Source organism: Phytohabitans kaempferiae, assembly GCF_042433955.1.
GTDB classification, from domain to species: Bacteria; Actinomycetota; Actinomycetes; order Mycobacteriales; family Micromonosporaceae; genus Phytohabitans; species Phytohabitans kaempferiae.
The window spans coordinates 192519-206073 of sequence record NZ_JBHLUH010000012.1 but is presented as its reverse complement, the minus strand read 5'-3'; the positions used below and the strand labels follow the sequence as shown (position 1 = coordinate 206073).

Below are 13555 nucleotides of genomic sequence, written 5' to 3'. Positions count from 1 at the left end.
CCGGTCAGTTGATGGCTCGCCGCATGAAGCCCCGGATGCCCAGCGCCGTGAAGCCGGCCCCGGAGATCACCAGCACCACCAGGCAGATCCAGGCGGGGATGTGCGGCACCTCGGGTACGACCGCGGCCCGCACCGCCTCGGAGAGGTAGGTGAGCGGGTTGAGCGCGGTCACCACCTGGAACCAGCGCATCGAGTCGAGCGACTGCCACGGGTACTGCGTGGCGCCGGTGAACATCAGCGGCGTGAGGATCACCGCGAAGATGACGCTGATCTTGGCGGGCGGGACCATCGTGCCGAGCGCCAGCCCGATGCCGGCGCCGACCCAACTGCCCAGCACGAGGCTCACCAGCAGCAGCGGTACGCCTTCGGAGTGCCACGGCGCCGAGCCGAGCACCAGGGCGCCGATCGGAAACATGATCACCGCGGAGGCGATCGCCCGGATGATCGCGATGGTCAGCTTCTCCACCGCGACGAGGTAGGTGGGCAGCGGCGCGAGCAGCCGGTCCTCGATCTCCCTGGTGAAGCTGAACTCCATGATCAGCGGGAACGAGACGGTCTGCAACGCGGTGAGGAACGCGGTCAGCGCCACGATGCCGGGCAGCAGCAGGTGGGCGTAGTCGTCGGAGACGTACCCACCGGCGTTGAGCACCTTGGCGAAGACGAAGAGCATGAAGAGCGGCTGGAGCGCCACCTGGGCGAGGAAGACCCAGAACTCCTTGCCGGTCACGAAGACGTCGCGCCACAGGATCGCCCAGAACGCCTTGGCGGCGGAGGGCTGTGCCTCGGTGGGCGGTCGCACGCCTTCGGTACTCGGCCGCGTGTCGAGGTCGGTCATTTGGTGCCTCCGGGGAAACGTGGAGCGGGGCGGAGTGTTTGCCGGGAAAGGCTCATCGCAGGCCCCTCCCGGTCAGGTCGATGAAGACGTCCTCGAGGCTCGCGGCTCCCATGTGGACGTTGGTGAGCACCGCTGACCGTCCAGTCAGGACGGCGATGACCGGAGCGAGCACGATGGCGGGATCGGTGGTCAGGTAGAGGCGGATCGGGCCGCTGGCCACCGCCTCGCCGCGCTCCACGCCGGCCACGTCGGTGAGCGCCGCGATCAGCTTGTCGGGGTCGTCGCCCTCGCCCGGTGTCACCGACAGGTCGAGCACCGCGTGCCCGGCGAGCCCTCGGGTCAGCCCTTCCGGTGTGTCGAGGGCGAGCAGCTTGCCGTGGTCGACGATGCCCACGCGGTCGGCCATCTCGGCCGCCTCGTCCATGTCGTGCGTGGTGAGCACCACGGTCACGCCCCGGGACCGCAGGTCGCGCACGCGCTCCCACAGGAACAGCCGGGACTGCGGGTCGAGGCCGGTCGTCGGCTCGTCGAGGAAGAGCACCTTCGGCTCGTGCATCATCGCCCGCGCGATCATGAGGCGCTGGGCCATGCCGCCGGAGTACCAGTCGACCTTCACGTCCGCCTGGTCGGCCAGCCCGAACTCGTCGAGCAGGGCCGCCGCCTTCGCGTTGCGCTCCGTGCGGGAGAGTCCGTGGTACGCCGCGTGGAAGGCGAGATTTTGCCGCGGGGTGAGCGAGCGGTCGAGGTTGGTCTGCTGAGGTACGACGGCGAAGAGCTTGCGCGCCGCGACCGGATCGCGGATCACGTCGACCCCGGCCACCGCCGCCTCGCCGCCGGTGGCCTTGACCCGCGTGGTGAGCACGCCGATGGTGGTGGACTTGCCGGCGCCGTTCGGCCCGAGCAGGCCGAAGATTTCGCCGGGCTGGACGGTGAACGACAGGCCGTCGACCGCGTTCACGTCGCGCTTCGGGTAACGCTTGACGAGGTCATGGACCTCTACCGCAGGCGTCATTGACTTTCCTCCCCGTGCAGGATGGGCACCTCGCCAGCCTCCGTGTCGGTCGTGTTGGCGATGACTTCGAGCAGGAACTCGCGGATCACCTGCGCCTTGGCCGGGTCGGCGTCGATCGAGGTGAGTGGCCGCGGATTGCGGATCAGGCTGATCACCGACTGGGCGGCCTCCGCGCCGTCGAGCGTGAGCGCGAGCCGCACCGCTCGCCGGTCGGCACCGTCTCTCCGTCGCTCGACCAGACCCGACTTTTCCAGCGTGTCGACGATGCCGGTGAGCGTGGGCGGCTTGACGAAGCAGAGTAACGCTAGCTCGCCGTGCGTCAGCTCGCCACGCCCGTGCAGCGCCAGCAGCACCGACATGCCCGAGTTGGTGAGCCCGAAGCGGTCGGCCAGCACTTTGTTCCACTGCTGGCCGACCCGCTGCCCGGCGAGGACCAGCAGGCGGCCCAGCGGCACGTCGTGCAGGTTTACGAGTTCCACGGCGAACATGTTAGCTGCCTGATTGTTAGGTGCCAAACGATTATCCCGGCGTCCATCTTGTCGTTGGCAAGATAGGCTGCCCCCATGACGGAAAAGCGCTCGTACCACCATGGCGACCTGCGGCGCGCGCTGCTCACCGCCGCGGCGGAGGCGATCGCCGAGTCGGGGCCGGCGGCGCTCAGCCTACGCGACCTGGCCCGGCGGGCGGGGGTGTCGCACGCCGCACCGGCCCATCATTTCGGCGACAAGGCCGGGCTGCTCACCGCGCTCGCCGTCGAGGGCTTCAGCCTGCTGGCCGACGCGCTGGAGGAGAGCCGTGAGCGCGCCGGCAGCCTGCTCGAGTCCGGCGTGGCGTACGTGCGCTTCGCCGAGGGGCACCGCGCGCACTTCGAGGTGATGTTCCAGCCGAGCCTCTACGACCGCGACGATCCCGAGGTGGCCGCCGCGCGCGCCCGGGCGGCCACGGCACTGAGCGCCGGCGTGTCCACGCTGGACGAGCCGCCGGCCGGCGCCGACGCCCGGCGGACCGAGCTGGCCGCCTGGTCGATCGTGCACGGCTTTGCCACGCTGTGGCTGGCCGGCGCGTTTCCGGACCAGCTCGGCGACGACGCGGGCGAGGCGGCCCGCCCGGTCATCCGTCGGCTTTTCGACTGACCCGCGTGGAGTGTGACCGCCCCTCCCGGCGCAGCCGCTCAGTCTCCGTGCGCGTGAATGCGACGCTCTCCTCCAGGAAGTTGACCAGGAAGCGCAGCCGCTCGTCGCTGTAGCCGGCGATGGCCTGCTCCAGGTGGATGGCCATGCCGGCGAAGTGCGTGCCCACCTCGACGGTCGCCTCCGGCGTCAGCTCGACGAGGACCCGGCGCCGGTCGGCCGGATCGGCGACCCGCTGGGCGAAGCCCCGATCGACGAGGCGGTCGATCATCCGGGTGATCGCGCCGGTCGTGAGCCCCAGCCGGGCCGCCAGGTCGCCCGCCGACAGCGCGCCGGCGTCGCTGAGCGCACCGACGCAGTGCAGGTCGGTGACGTGTATCCCCAACTGGTCGGCGACCGCGTCGTAGAAGCGCACCGTCTCCTGCACATGGCGGGGCATCACCCGGAAGAGGTCGGCGGTCGCCCGCTCGCGCTCGGTTGACACGCGTCTCACCGTTCCCTTAGCGTTGCAGTATCTGTATGACTCAGATACTTCCTTGGTCAACCAAAGTCTACGGGGGGCATCAGCGTGTACCGTCGGCGCCGGCTGGCGCTTCTCGTGATCCTGCTCGCCCTCTTCATGGATCTGCTCGACAACACGATCGTCAATGTGGCGCTTCCGCCGATCCAGCGCGAGCTGGGCGCGAGCCCGTCGGAGTTGCAGTGGGTAGCGGCGGGATACGCGCTCTCCTTCGCGCTCGCGCTGATCACCGGCGGGCGGCTCGGCGACATCTTCGGCCGCAAGCGGGTCTTCCAGGTCGGCGTGGCCAGCTTCACGCTCGCCTCCGCGCTCTGCGGCCTGGCCCAGACACCGGGGCAGCTCGTGGCCGCGAGAGTGGCGCAGGGGGTCGGCGCGGCGCTGATGGTGCCGCAGGTGCTCTCGATCATCCAGGTGCTCTTCCCGCCGGGCGAGCGGGCCAAGGCGATGGCCGCGTTCGGGGCGCTCGCGGGGGTCGCCGTGGTCGGCGGCCCGATCCTCGGCGCGGTGCTGACCGACGGCGACGTGGCCGGGCTGGGGTGGCGCTCGATCTTCCTGGTCAACCTGCCGGTCGGGCTCTTCGTGCTGGTGGCCGCCGCGCTGGTCGTACCGGAGTCGAAGGCCGAGCACGCCAACCGCCTCGACCTGCCCGGCGTGGCGCTGGTGACGCTGGGCCTGCTGCTGCTCGTGTACCCGCTCGTGCAGGGGCGGGAGCTCGGCTGGCCACTGTGGACGTTCGCGAGCCTCGCCGGGTCGGTGGTGGTGCTCGCCGGCTTCGTGGCGTACCAGCGGCGGCGGGTCGACTCGCCGCTCGTGGTGCTCGACCTCTTCCGGCACCGGTCGTTCGCCGGCGGGCTCCTCGTCTCGCTGCTCTTCTTCGGCGGCGTGATGGGCTACTTCCTGGTCTTCACCGTGTACCTGCAGAGCGGCCAGGGCTTCAGCGTGCTGCGCGCCGGGCTGGCCGGGATCCCGTGGGGCGCGGCGGTCCCGCTCTTCGCCGGCCTCTCGCTCGGGCTCTTCGCGCCTCGGCTGGGGCGGTCGGCGCTCCAGCTCGGACTGCTGCTCGTGACCGCGTCGATGGTGTGGCAGATGGCGCTCGCCGGCCCGGACGTGAGCGTGCTGTCGCTCGCGCCGGCGCTGGTCGTCGGCGGCGCGGGGATGGGGCTGATCGTGGCGCTGCTCTTCGACTTCACGCTCGCCGACGTACCGGTGCGCGACGCGGGCTCCGCCTCCGGCCTCGGTACGACCGTGCAGCAGGTGGGCGCGGCGGTGGGCATCGCCGCCATCGGCGCGGTGTTCTTCGCGCTGCCGGCGGGGCCGGGGCTGAGCCACGCCTTCCGGCACACGCTGTGGCTGCCGACCGCGATGTTCGTGGCGGCGTTCGCGGCGAGCTTCCTGCTGCCCCGGCGGGCCGCGCACCGGCCGGCGGAGTGAGCCGCTACCAGCTCGTCGGCAGCGGCATGCCCTCGGTGTAGCCGGCCATGCTCTGCACGCCCACCAGCGCCCGCTCGGCGAACTCGGCCAGCGAGGCGGCGCCGGCGTACGTGCACGCGCTGCGCACGCCCGCCACGATCTCGTCGATCACGTCTTCGACACCGGGGCGGGTCGGGTCGAGGTACATCCGCGCGGTGGAGATGCCCTCCTCGAAGACCGCCTTGCGGGCCCGGTCGAACGGCGTGTCGTCGGCCGTCCGGGCGCTCACCGCGCGGGCCGACGCCATGCCGAAGTTCTCCTTGTAGCGGCGACCGTCCACATCGGTGTAAAGGTCGCCGGGGGACTCGTACGTGCCGGCGAACCACGAGCCGATCATCACGTTGGAGGCGCCGGCGGCCAGGGCGAGGGCGACGTCGCGCGGATGGCGTACGCCGCCGTCGGCCCACACGTGGCGGCCCAGGTCGCGGGCGGCGGTGGCACAGTCGAGCACCGCGGAGAACTGCGGGCGCCCCACGCCGGTCATCATCCGCGTGGTGCACATCGCGCCCGGCCCGACGCCCACCTTGACGATGTCGGCACCGGCGTCGGCCAGGTCGCGTACGCCGTCGGCGGTCACCACGTTGCCGGCCGCCACCGGTACGCCCGGGTCGAGCCGGCGCACCGCCCGCAGCGCGGTGAGCATCCGCTCCTGGTGGCCGTGCGCGGTGTCCACGACGAGCGTGTCGACGCCCGCCTCCAGCAGCGCCGCCGCCTTGCCGGCCACGTCGCCGTTGATGCCGATCGCGGCCGCGACGCGCAGCCGCCCCTTGCCGTCGAGCGCCGGCTGGTAGAGCGTGGCGCGCAACGCGCCCTGCCGGGTCAGCACGCCGACCAGCCGCCCGTCGATGTCGACCACCGGGGCGAAGCGGCGCCGGTCGGTGGCCAGCCGGTCGAAGCCCTCGCGCGGGTCGGCCTCCGCGCGTACGGTCAGCAGCTCCGTCGACATCACGTGGCGCACCTGCGCGAACCGGTCGACGCCCTCGCAGTCGGCCTCGGTGACCACGCCGACCGGGCGGCCGTCGTCGACCACCACGACCGCGCCGTGTGCCCGCTTGGGGAGCAGGTGGATCGCGTCGCCCACGGTGTCGGTGGGGGCGAGCGTGATGGCGGTGTCGTGTACGAGGTGGCGCTGCTTGACCCAGGCGATCACCTCGGCGACCACGTCGATCGGGATGTCCTGCGGGATCACCGCGATCGCGCCGCGCCGCGCCACCGTCTCGGCCATCCGCCGGCCGGCGACCGCCGTCATGTTGGAGACGACCAGCGGGATCGTGGTGCCGGTGCCGTCAGTGGTGGCCAGGTCGACATCGAGCCGCGAACCGACCTCGGAACGGACCGGTGCCATGAAGACATCGCTGTACGTCAGGTCGTGCGCGGGCGCCGCGCCGTTGAGAAACCGCACTCTGAGTAGCTTATTTGAGCTCGCAGATGGTCGCACCCGCGGTGACGACATCGCCGACCTGCGCGTTGAGGCCGGTCACGGTGCCCGCCTTGTGGGCGTTGAGCGGCTGCTCCATCTTCATCGCCTCGAGGACGACGATCGTGTCGCCTTCGGCCACGGTGTCACCATCGGCTACCGCGATTTTGACGATCGTGCCCTGCATGGGCGAGGTGAGCGCGTCGCCACGGGCAGCCGCGGCAGCGGAGGCGCCCCTCGTCCGGCGCGGAGCGCCGCCCCGGGCCGGGGCCGCCCCGGTGGGCGTACCTCCGGAGAAGCCGGCGGGGAGGCTGACCTCCAGGCGCTTGCCGCCGACCTCGACCACGACGGTCTCCCGTTCTTCCGCCCCGCCGGCGGCAGCACCGCCGGCGAACGGCGGGACGGTGTTGTCCCACTCGGTCTCGATCCACCGCGTGTGGACGGTGAAGGGCTCGGCGGTGAACGCGGGATCGCGCACGATCAGGCGGTGGAAGGGCAGAGCGGTGGCCATCCCCTCCACGACCATCTCGTCGAGGGCGCGGCGGGCGCGTTCGAGGGCCTCGGTGCGGGTCTCGCCGGTGATGATGACCTTGGCGAGCAGCGAGTCGAAGTTGCCGCCGATCACGCTGCCGCTCTCGATCCCGGTGTCGACCCGTACGCCCGGCCCCTCGGGCAGGCGCAGGCGGGTGACGGCGCCGGGCGCGGGCAGGAAGTTGCGGCCGGGGTCTTCGCCGTTGATCCGGAACTCGATCGAGTGGCCGCGCGGCACCGGGTCGGCGGTCAGCCGCAGCCGCTCGCCCGCGGCGATCCGGAACTGCTCGCGCACCAGGTCGATGCCGGCGGTCTCCTCGGTCACCGGATGCTCGACCTGGAGGCGCGTGTTGACCTCCAGGAACGAGATGGTGCCGTCGCGGCCGACCAGGTATTCGACCGTGCCGGCGCCGTGGTAGCCGGCCTCGCGGCAGATCGCCTTGGCCGACTCGTGGATCTGCTTGCGCTGGTCGTCGGTGAGGAAGGGGGCGGGCGCCTCCTCGACGAGCTTCTGGTGGCGGCGCTGCAACGAGCAGTCGCGCGTGCCCACCACGACCACGTTGCCGTGCTGGTCGGCGAGCACCTGGGCCTCGACGTGGCGCGGCTGGTCGAGGTAGCGCTCGACGAAGCACTCGCCCCGCCCGAACGCGGCGACCGCCTCGCGCGTGGCCGACTCGAAGAGCGCGGGGATCTCCTCGAGGTCGCGGGCGACCTTGAGGCCCCGCCCGCCACCGCCGAAGGCCGCCTTGATCGCCACCGGCAGCCCGTGTTCGCGGGCGAACGCGACCACCTCGTTGGGACCGGCGACCGGGTCGGGCGTGCCCGGCACCAGCGGCGCGCCGGCCCGCTGCGCGATGTGCCGGGCGGTCACCTTGTCGCCCAGGTCACGGATCGCCTGCGGGCTCGGGCCGATCCAGGTCAGCCCCGCCGCCAGCACCGCCTCGGCGAAGTCGGCGTTTTCGGCGAGGAAGCCGTAGCCGGGGTGGACCGCGTCCGCCTCGGACCGCCGCGCGATGTCGATCAGCTTGTCGATGCGCAGGTAGGTCTCGGGCGCGGTGTCGCCGCCCAGTGCGTATGCCTCGTCGGCGAGCGTGACGTGAAGGGCGTCCCGGTCGGAGTCGGCGTAGACGGCGACGCTGGCGAGGCCGGCATCCCGGCAGGCGCGAATGACCCGGACGGCGATCTCGCCCCGGTTGGCGATCAGAACCCTGCGCATGAACGGGAGTGTACGACCTGCGGGAGCTGGGAAGTTACCCGTAGGTTAGTCAAACTTGTCTATTACGCTTGTCGCGTGTCGACAACCCGCATGATGATCCTCGGTCTGGTCAGTTGGATGCAGCCCGTCCACGGCTACGACGTACGCCGTGAGCTGCTCAGTTGGAGTGCGGACAAGTGGGCGAACGTACAACCTGGATCGATCTACCACGCGCTCCGCAAGCTGGCCGAGGAAGGGCTGCTGCGCGAGGTCGCGACTGAGCAGGTGGGGAGTCGTCCGGCCCGCACAACGTACGAAATCACTCCAAAAGGTCAGGGCGAATTCGATAACCTGTTGCGTGGCTACTGGTGGGAGATGAAATCAGTCACAGACCCGTTCTTCGCGGCGCTGAACTTCCTTCCGGCGCTGCCCCGCGAGGAGGCGGTGGCGGCGCTTTACAACCGGGCGGCCCAGTTGCGCGCGGCCAACGAGGGCGTGGCGGTGGCCGCGGAGAAAGGGTGGCTGCGGGAGAAGCCTGCGCACGTGACCTGGATGTGGGAGCTGATGGTAGCCCGCAACAACGGCGAGATCGCGTGGTGCGAGCGGGTCGCGGGGCTGGTCGAGTCGGGAGTGTCGTACCTGCCCGAGAAGCTGTCGGACGACCGGCCCGACTGGGAGAGCTGGCAACGCAAGGTCGAGTAATAATCAAGCTTGATTAGATGCGTTATATCGCGTTAGCGTGTAGCGGCAGTCAACCATGTCCGACGGGGAGCCGACGTTGATGATCGAGACAAAGGGCCTGCGGAAGTCGTTCCGTTCCCGTCAGGGGCGGGAGCACAAGACCGTCGAGGCCGTGCGCGGCGTCGACCTCTTCGTCGGTGAGGGCGAGATCTTCGGCTTCCTGGGGCCAAACGGAGCGGGCAAGACGACCACCCTCCGCATGCTCGCCACGCTGATCGAGCCCGACGGTGGCGAGGCCATGATCGCCGGCGCCGACCTCCGCCGCGACCCGGGCGAGGTGCGCCGCCGCATCGGTTACGTCGCGCAGGGCGGCAGCACGTGGGATGAGGTGAGCGCCCGCGAGGAGCTGGTGCTGCACGCGAGGATGTATGGCATCGGCAAGGCGGACGCGCAGCAGCGGGCGGTCCGCGCGCTGGAGGCGTTCCAGCTGACGGAGTACGCGGATCGCAAGTGCAAGACCTACTCGGGCGGCCAGCGCCGCCGGGTCGACATCGCGCTCGGCATCATCCACGACCCCAAGGTGGTCTTCCTCGACGAGCCCACCACGGGCCTCGACCCGCAGAGCCGCGCCCACATGTGGGACGAGATCCGTCGCCTGCGTGCCGAAGGCGTGACGGTCTTCGTGACCACGCACTACCTCGAAGAGGCCGACGCGCTCTGCGACCGGCTCGCCATCATGGACTACGGCGAGATCGTCGCGGAGGGCACGCCCGACGAGCTCAAGCGCGAGGTGGCCGGCGACGTGGTCACGGTCGGGGTAAACGGCAAGACGCCGGACGCGGCGCAGATGCTCGACGGCGAGAGCTACGTCAACAAGCTGGAGACGGTCGAAGACGGGCTCCGCCTCTACGTCGACCAGGGCGCCACCGCGATCCCGCAGATCCTCCGCAGGCTCGACTCCGTCGGCATCGAACTCGGCACCATCGAGCTCCACCGCCCCAGCCTTGACGACGTCTTCCTGGAGAAGACCGGACGTTCCCTCCGGGAGAGCTGACCGATGAAACTGCTCCGCGACACCTGGCTGATCTTCCAGCGGCAGATGCTGCTCGTCCTCCGCAATCCGGTGTGGGTCGTGATCGGCATCCTCCAGCCGCTCTACTTCCTGCTCCTCTTCGGCCCGCTGCTCAAGGACGCGCTCCAGGCGCCCACCACGGCCGAGGCCTACCGCTTCTTCGTGCCGGGCCTGCTGGTGATGCTCGCGATGTTCGGCTCGATGTTCGTCGGGTTCGGCCTGATCGCCGAGCTGCGGGCGGGCGTGATCGAGCGCAGCCGGGTCACGCCGGTCAGCCGCCTCGCGCTGATGCTCGGCCGCTCGCTGCGCGACGTCACCACGCTGATCGTCCAGGCGGTGCTGATCACGGTGCTCGCCATCCCGTTCGGGCTGACCGTGCGCGTGGGCGACGTGCTGCTGGCCTACCTGATGCTCGGCCTCATCGGCGTGATGCTCTCCGCGGCCTCCAACGCGCTCGCGCTCAAGCTGCGCAGCGAAGACGCGCTCGCCCCCCTCATGAACGGTGTGGCCCAGCCGCTCCTGCTCCTCTCCGGCATCCTGCTGCCGCTCACCGGCTGGGTCGCGGCGGTGGCCGACTTCAACCCGTTCTCGTGGGCGGTCAACGCGAGCCGCGCGCTCTTCGCCGGCAACCCGGGCGACAGCAGCGTGTGGCAGGCGCTGCTCATCCTGGGCGGGCTCACCGTGTTGACGCTGGCCTGGTCGGCCCGGTCGTTCGCCCGCAGCGTCCGCTGATAAGTCCCTGTTTTCGCGTCGCTTCCGGGGCACGGTCCGTAGCGCTTAGCGTAAGGACCGTGCCCCCGCTCGTGCGTGACCGCGTCACGCTGCTGACCTACGCGCAACTGGGGCTGTGGGGCTTCTTCCTGTATGGCTTCGGTCCCGTCGTCCCGCTCCTGCGCGACGAGCAGGGCACCACGGCGGCGGTCGCCAGCCTGCACAGCACCGGACTCGCGGTGGGCGCGCTGCTCGGCGCGTCGGCCTTCCCGTGGCTGGCCGGGCGGCTCGGGCGGGGCGGCGTGCTGTGGCTGGCACTGGCCGGCCTCGCGGTGGCGGTCGGCGTGCTCGGCGCGTTCGAGGTGCTGCCGGCGACGCTCACCGCAGCGGTGCTCGCCGCGACCTTCGGCACGATGGTGGTCAGCGGCGTCAACGCGGCGCTCGCCGACCAGCATGGCGCCGGCGCCACCGCCGCCATCAGCGAGGCCAACGCGGTCGCCGCCGGCGCGGGCGTCGTCGCGCCCATCGTGATCGGCCTCTCGGTGAGTGCCGGCTTGGGCTGGCGCCCGGGAATCGCCGTCGTGGTCGGCCTGATCGCGCTGGTGTTCGCGGCCAACCTCCTTTTCCGGGTACGGCTTCCGTCGTCAGCGGCCGCGCCCGCGGTGGTTTCCGCAGGGCGGCCGCTGCCCCGCACGTACTGGCTCGCGTGGGCGATGCTCGCCGCCACCGGCTCGGTCGAGGTGTGCCTGTCGCTGTGGGCGGCCGACGTGCTGCGTACGCACGCCGGCATGGCACCGGGCGCCGCCTCGGCGACGGTCGCGGCGATCGTGGGCGGGATGTTCGCCGGGCGGCTGGTCGGCTCCGCCCTGGCCCGGCGGGTCGCCGCGGTGCCGCTGCTGCTGGGCGCGCTGGCCGTGAGCGTGGTGGGCTTCGCCATCTTCTGGCTCTCCGCGGTGCCGTGGGCCGCGGCGGTGGGGCTGATGGTGCTCGGCGTGGGCAACGCGATGCACTACCCACTCGGCGTCTCGCTGGCGCTGGCGGTCGCCGAGGGGCAACGGGACCGCGCGTCCGCCTACTCGATGTACTCCGGCGCCATCGGCTTCGGCGTCGCGCCGGTCGTGCTGGGCTGGGTCGCCGACGAGGTCGGGCCGCACCGCGCGTTCCTGCTGCTGCCCGCTTTCATCGCGGTCGCGGCGGTACTCGCGGTGCGGCTGCGCCGCGCACACTCCGCCGCGGTGCCTGACCTTGCGGGCGGCGGTCCGCTTGTGGACGGCGGTCCTTCGTCGGGCGGTGGCCCTCTCGTGGGCAGCCCTGTCGCGGATGGCGGTTTGCCCCTGGGCGGTGGCCAACTCGCGGGCGGGTCTCCCGGTGATGGCCGGCCCGCGGGCGGTGGCGGTCTGTAGGGCGGGCCGGTCAGCGGCGCCGGGCGATGGTGAGCCCGTCGGCGATCGGGAGCATGACGACCTCGACCCGCTCGTCCTGCGCGGCGATGTCGTTGAACTTCACGATCGCCTTGTCGTTGTCGTCCTGCGGCGCCAGCACCCGCCCGTCTCGCAGCACGTTGTCGACCACGATCAGCCCACCGGAACGCGTCCGCGGCACGAGCTCCTCCCAGTACGCCGGGTAGCCCGTCTTGTCCGCGTCGATGAACGACAGGTCGATGTGCGGCTCCTGGGGCAGCTCCCGCAGCCGCTCGGCCGCCGGCCCGATGCGCAGGTCGATGCGGTCGGCCACGCCGGCGCGCTCCCAGTAGCGGCGGGCCACCGACGTGAACTCGTCGGAGATGTCGAAGCACACCACCTTGCCGCCATCGGCCAGCCCGCGCGCCATCGCCAGCGACGACAGCCCGGTGAACGTGCCCACCTCCACCACGTGCCGCGCGCCGACCAGCTTGGTGAGCAGCGACAGGAACACCGCCTGCTCCGGCGCCACCTGCATCTGCGCGTTGCTGGGCAGCGAGCGCTCGGTCTCCTCGATCAGGTCACGCATGATCTCGTCGGGCGGTGAGCCGTGCTCCACGACGTACGCGTGCAGTTCGTCGGTCATGGGCAGCGTCTTGACGGTCATGGTGATGAGCCTAGGCTCTCCGCCCTTGAATCCGGCTCCAGCCTTCCGAACGCGGAGGCCGCGCCCGTCGCGGCGGCGCGCCGTTGCGGTGGCGGTGCCCAATTTGTGGCGGCCGCGGCGCGGTGGCGTTCGCGCCGTTTCAGGTGGCTGGTGTGTTTGCGGCGGCGGTGAGCTTGGCGGCGGCCGCGCTCAGGCTCCGGGCTGCGCGTTGGTGGTCCACAGCTCCGTGATCGAGTGACCGAGATCGGCCAGCAACTCGCGGAGGAGCGGGAGCGAGAGGCCGATGACGGTGCCGGCGTTCCCCTCGATCCGTTCCACGAACGCCCCGCCGAGCCCGTCGATCGTGAACGCGCCGGCCACGTTGAGCGGCTCGCCCGTGGCCACGTACGCGGCGATCTCCTCGTCGGTCACGTTGGCGAAGTGCACGACGGTCGAGGCGACGGCGGCCGCGCGGGAGTCCCACTTGATCAGGCAGTGGCCGGTGTGCAGCACGCCGGCCTGGCCACGCATGCGCTCCCACCGCTTCATCGCCTCGGCGGCGCTCGCCGGCTTGCCGAAGACCTCGCCGTGGAACTCGAGCACCGAGTCGCACCCCAGCACCAGCGTGTCCGCCGTGTGCAGCTCTCCACGGATGACGGCCGCGTGCAGCCGGTCGGCGACGGCCTGCGCCTTGCGGCGGGCAAGCTCGAGACAGAGTTCCTCGGCCGATGCGGCCGCTATGCCTCCCTCGTCCACGCCGCTGACCAGCACTTCTGGCTCGATGCCGGCGGCCTGCAACAGCTTGCGCCGGGCAGGGCTGGCCGAGGCGAGGACGAGACGAGGCTGGGTCTGAGGACGCGTACGCACGGTGATGACCGTACTTTGCCGCGCCTTCGATGCAACCGCCCGGCACCGTGCCGCGTGACTAGGGCATG

14 protein-coding genes are annotated in these 13555 nt (G+C 71.3%); 6 read left to right on the top strand and 8 right to left on the bottom strand.

The window, feature by feature from the left end:
* Positions 1–4: 4 nt before the first annotated feature.
* Genes ACFFIA_RS10590 through ACFFIA_RS10580 form a run of 3 tightly spaced genes read right to left on the bottom strand, consistent with a single transcriptional unit; the run spans position 5 to position 2326 of the window.
* Positions 5–835 (bottom strand): ABC transporter permease, encoded by an 831-nt coding sequence (locus tag ACFFIA_RS10590; protein ID WP_377249254.1) that lies wholly within the window; start codon positions 833–835, stop codon positions 5–7.
* Between the two features lie 52 nt (positions 836–887).
* A complete protein-coding gene (locus ACFFIA_RS10585) occupies positions 888–1847 on the bottom strand; it encodes an ABC transporter ATP-binding protein (RefSeq protein WP_377249252.1) in 960 nt (319 codons plus the stop codon).
* Positions 1844–2326: a MarR family winged helix-turn-helix transcriptional regulator gene (locus tag ACFFIA_RS10580; RefSeq protein ID WP_377249250.1), complete on the bottom strand. Its 483-nt coding sequence runs from the start codon at positions 2324–2326 to the stop codon at positions 1844–1846. Before ACFFIA_RS10580 ends, ACFFIA_RS10585 begins: the two co-directional genes overlap by 4 nt.
* 84 nt (positions 2327–2410) lie before the next feature.
* Between ACFFIA_RS10580 and ACFFIA_RS10575 the strand changes: the two genes are divergently transcribed.
* Positions 2411–2980: a TetR/AcrR family transcriptional regulator gene (locus tag ACFFIA_RS10575; RefSeq protein WP_377249248.1), complete on the top strand. Its 570-nt coding sequence runs from the start codon at positions 2411–2413 to the stop codon at positions 2978–2980.
* Here the strand turns inward: ACFFIA_RS10575 and ACFFIA_RS10570 are convergent.
* Complete coding sequence (locus ACFFIA_RS10570; RefSeq protein WP_377249246.1) at positions 2958–3461, bottom strand: MarR family winged helix-turn-helix transcriptional regulator; 504 nt, start codon at positions 3459–3461, stop codon at positions 2958–2960. The two genes, ACFFIA_RS10575 and ACFFIA_RS10570, sit on opposite strands and share 23 nt — an antisense overlap.
* Positions 3462–3545: 84 nt before the next feature.
* Between ACFFIA_RS10570 and ACFFIA_RS10565 the strand changes: the two genes are divergently transcribed.
* On the top strand, positions 3546–4928 hold the full coding sequence (locus tag ACFFIA_RS10565; RefSeq protein WP_377249244.1) for an MFS transporter: 1383 nt from the start codon (positions 3546–3548) through the stop codon (positions 4926–4928).
* A 4-nt stretch (positions 4929–4932) separates the two neighbouring features.
* Here the strand turns inward: ACFFIA_RS10565 and ACFFIA_RS10560 are convergent, their stop codons facing one another.
* Together ACFFIA_RS10560 and ACFFIA_RS10555 are read right to left on the bottom strand one after the other, a co-directional pair.
* Positions 4933–6369, bottom strand: coding sequence for a GuaB1 family IMP dehydrogenase-related protein (locus tag ACFFIA_RS10560; protein ID WP_377249242.1), 1437 nt, complete (start codon positions 6367–6369; stop codon positions 4933–4935).
* A gap of 10 nt (positions 6370–6379) precedes the next feature.
* Positions 6380–8131 carry an acetyl/propionyl/methylcrotonyl-CoA carboxylase subunit alpha gene (locus tag ACFFIA_RS10555; protein WP_377249240.1) on the bottom strand — a complete coding sequence of 584 codons (1752 nt, stop codon included), beginning with the start codon at positions 8129–8131 and terminating at the stop codon, positions 6380–6382.
* 75 nt (positions 8132–8206) lie between these two features.
* Here ACFFIA_RS10555 and ACFFIA_RS10550 point away from each other — a divergent pair, with 75 nt between their 5' ends.
* From ACFFIA_RS10550 to ACFFIA_RS10535, 4 genes are all read left to right on the top strand, one after another.
* Entirely contained in the window at positions 8207–8812 is a 606-nt protein-coding gene (locus tag ACFFIA_RS10550; protein ID WP_377249238.1) for a PadR family transcriptional regulator, read from the top strand.
* Between the two features lie 79 nt (positions 8813–8891).
* Positions 8892–9845 carry an ATP-binding cassette domain-containing protein gene (locus ACFFIA_RS10545; protein ID WP_377249236.1) on the top strand — a complete coding sequence of 318 codons (954 nt, stop codon included), beginning with the start codon at positions 8892–8894 and terminating at the stop codon, positions 9843–9845.
* Between the two features lie 3 nt (positions 9846–9848).
* A complete protein-coding gene (locus ACFFIA_RS10540; protein ID WP_377249234.1) occupies positions 9849–10595 on the top strand; it encodes an ABC transporter permease in 747 nt (248 codons plus the stop codon).
* A gap of 59 nt (positions 10596–10654) precedes the next feature.
* On the top strand, positions 10655–11977 hold the full coding sequence (locus ACFFIA_RS10535; RefSeq protein ID WP_377249232.1) for an MFS transporter: 1323 nt from the start codon (positions 10655–10657) through the stop codon (positions 11975–11977).
* A gap of 10 nt (positions 11978–11987) precedes the next feature.
* On the opposite strand, the gene ACFFIA_RS10530 is transcribed toward ACFFIA_RS10535, so the two are convergent.
* Positions 11988–12641 (bottom strand): O-methyltransferase, encoded by a 654-nt coding sequence (locus ACFFIA_RS10530; protein ID WP_377249230.1) that lies wholly within the window; start codon positions 12639–12641, stop codon positions 11988–11990.
* A gap of 189 nt (positions 12642–12830) precedes the next feature.
* A complete protein-coding gene (locus tag ACFFIA_RS10525) occupies positions 12831–13487 on the bottom strand; it encodes a Maf family protein (protein ID WP_377249228.1) in 657 nt (218 codons plus the stop codon).
* Positions 13488–13555: the final 68 nt, after the last annotated feature.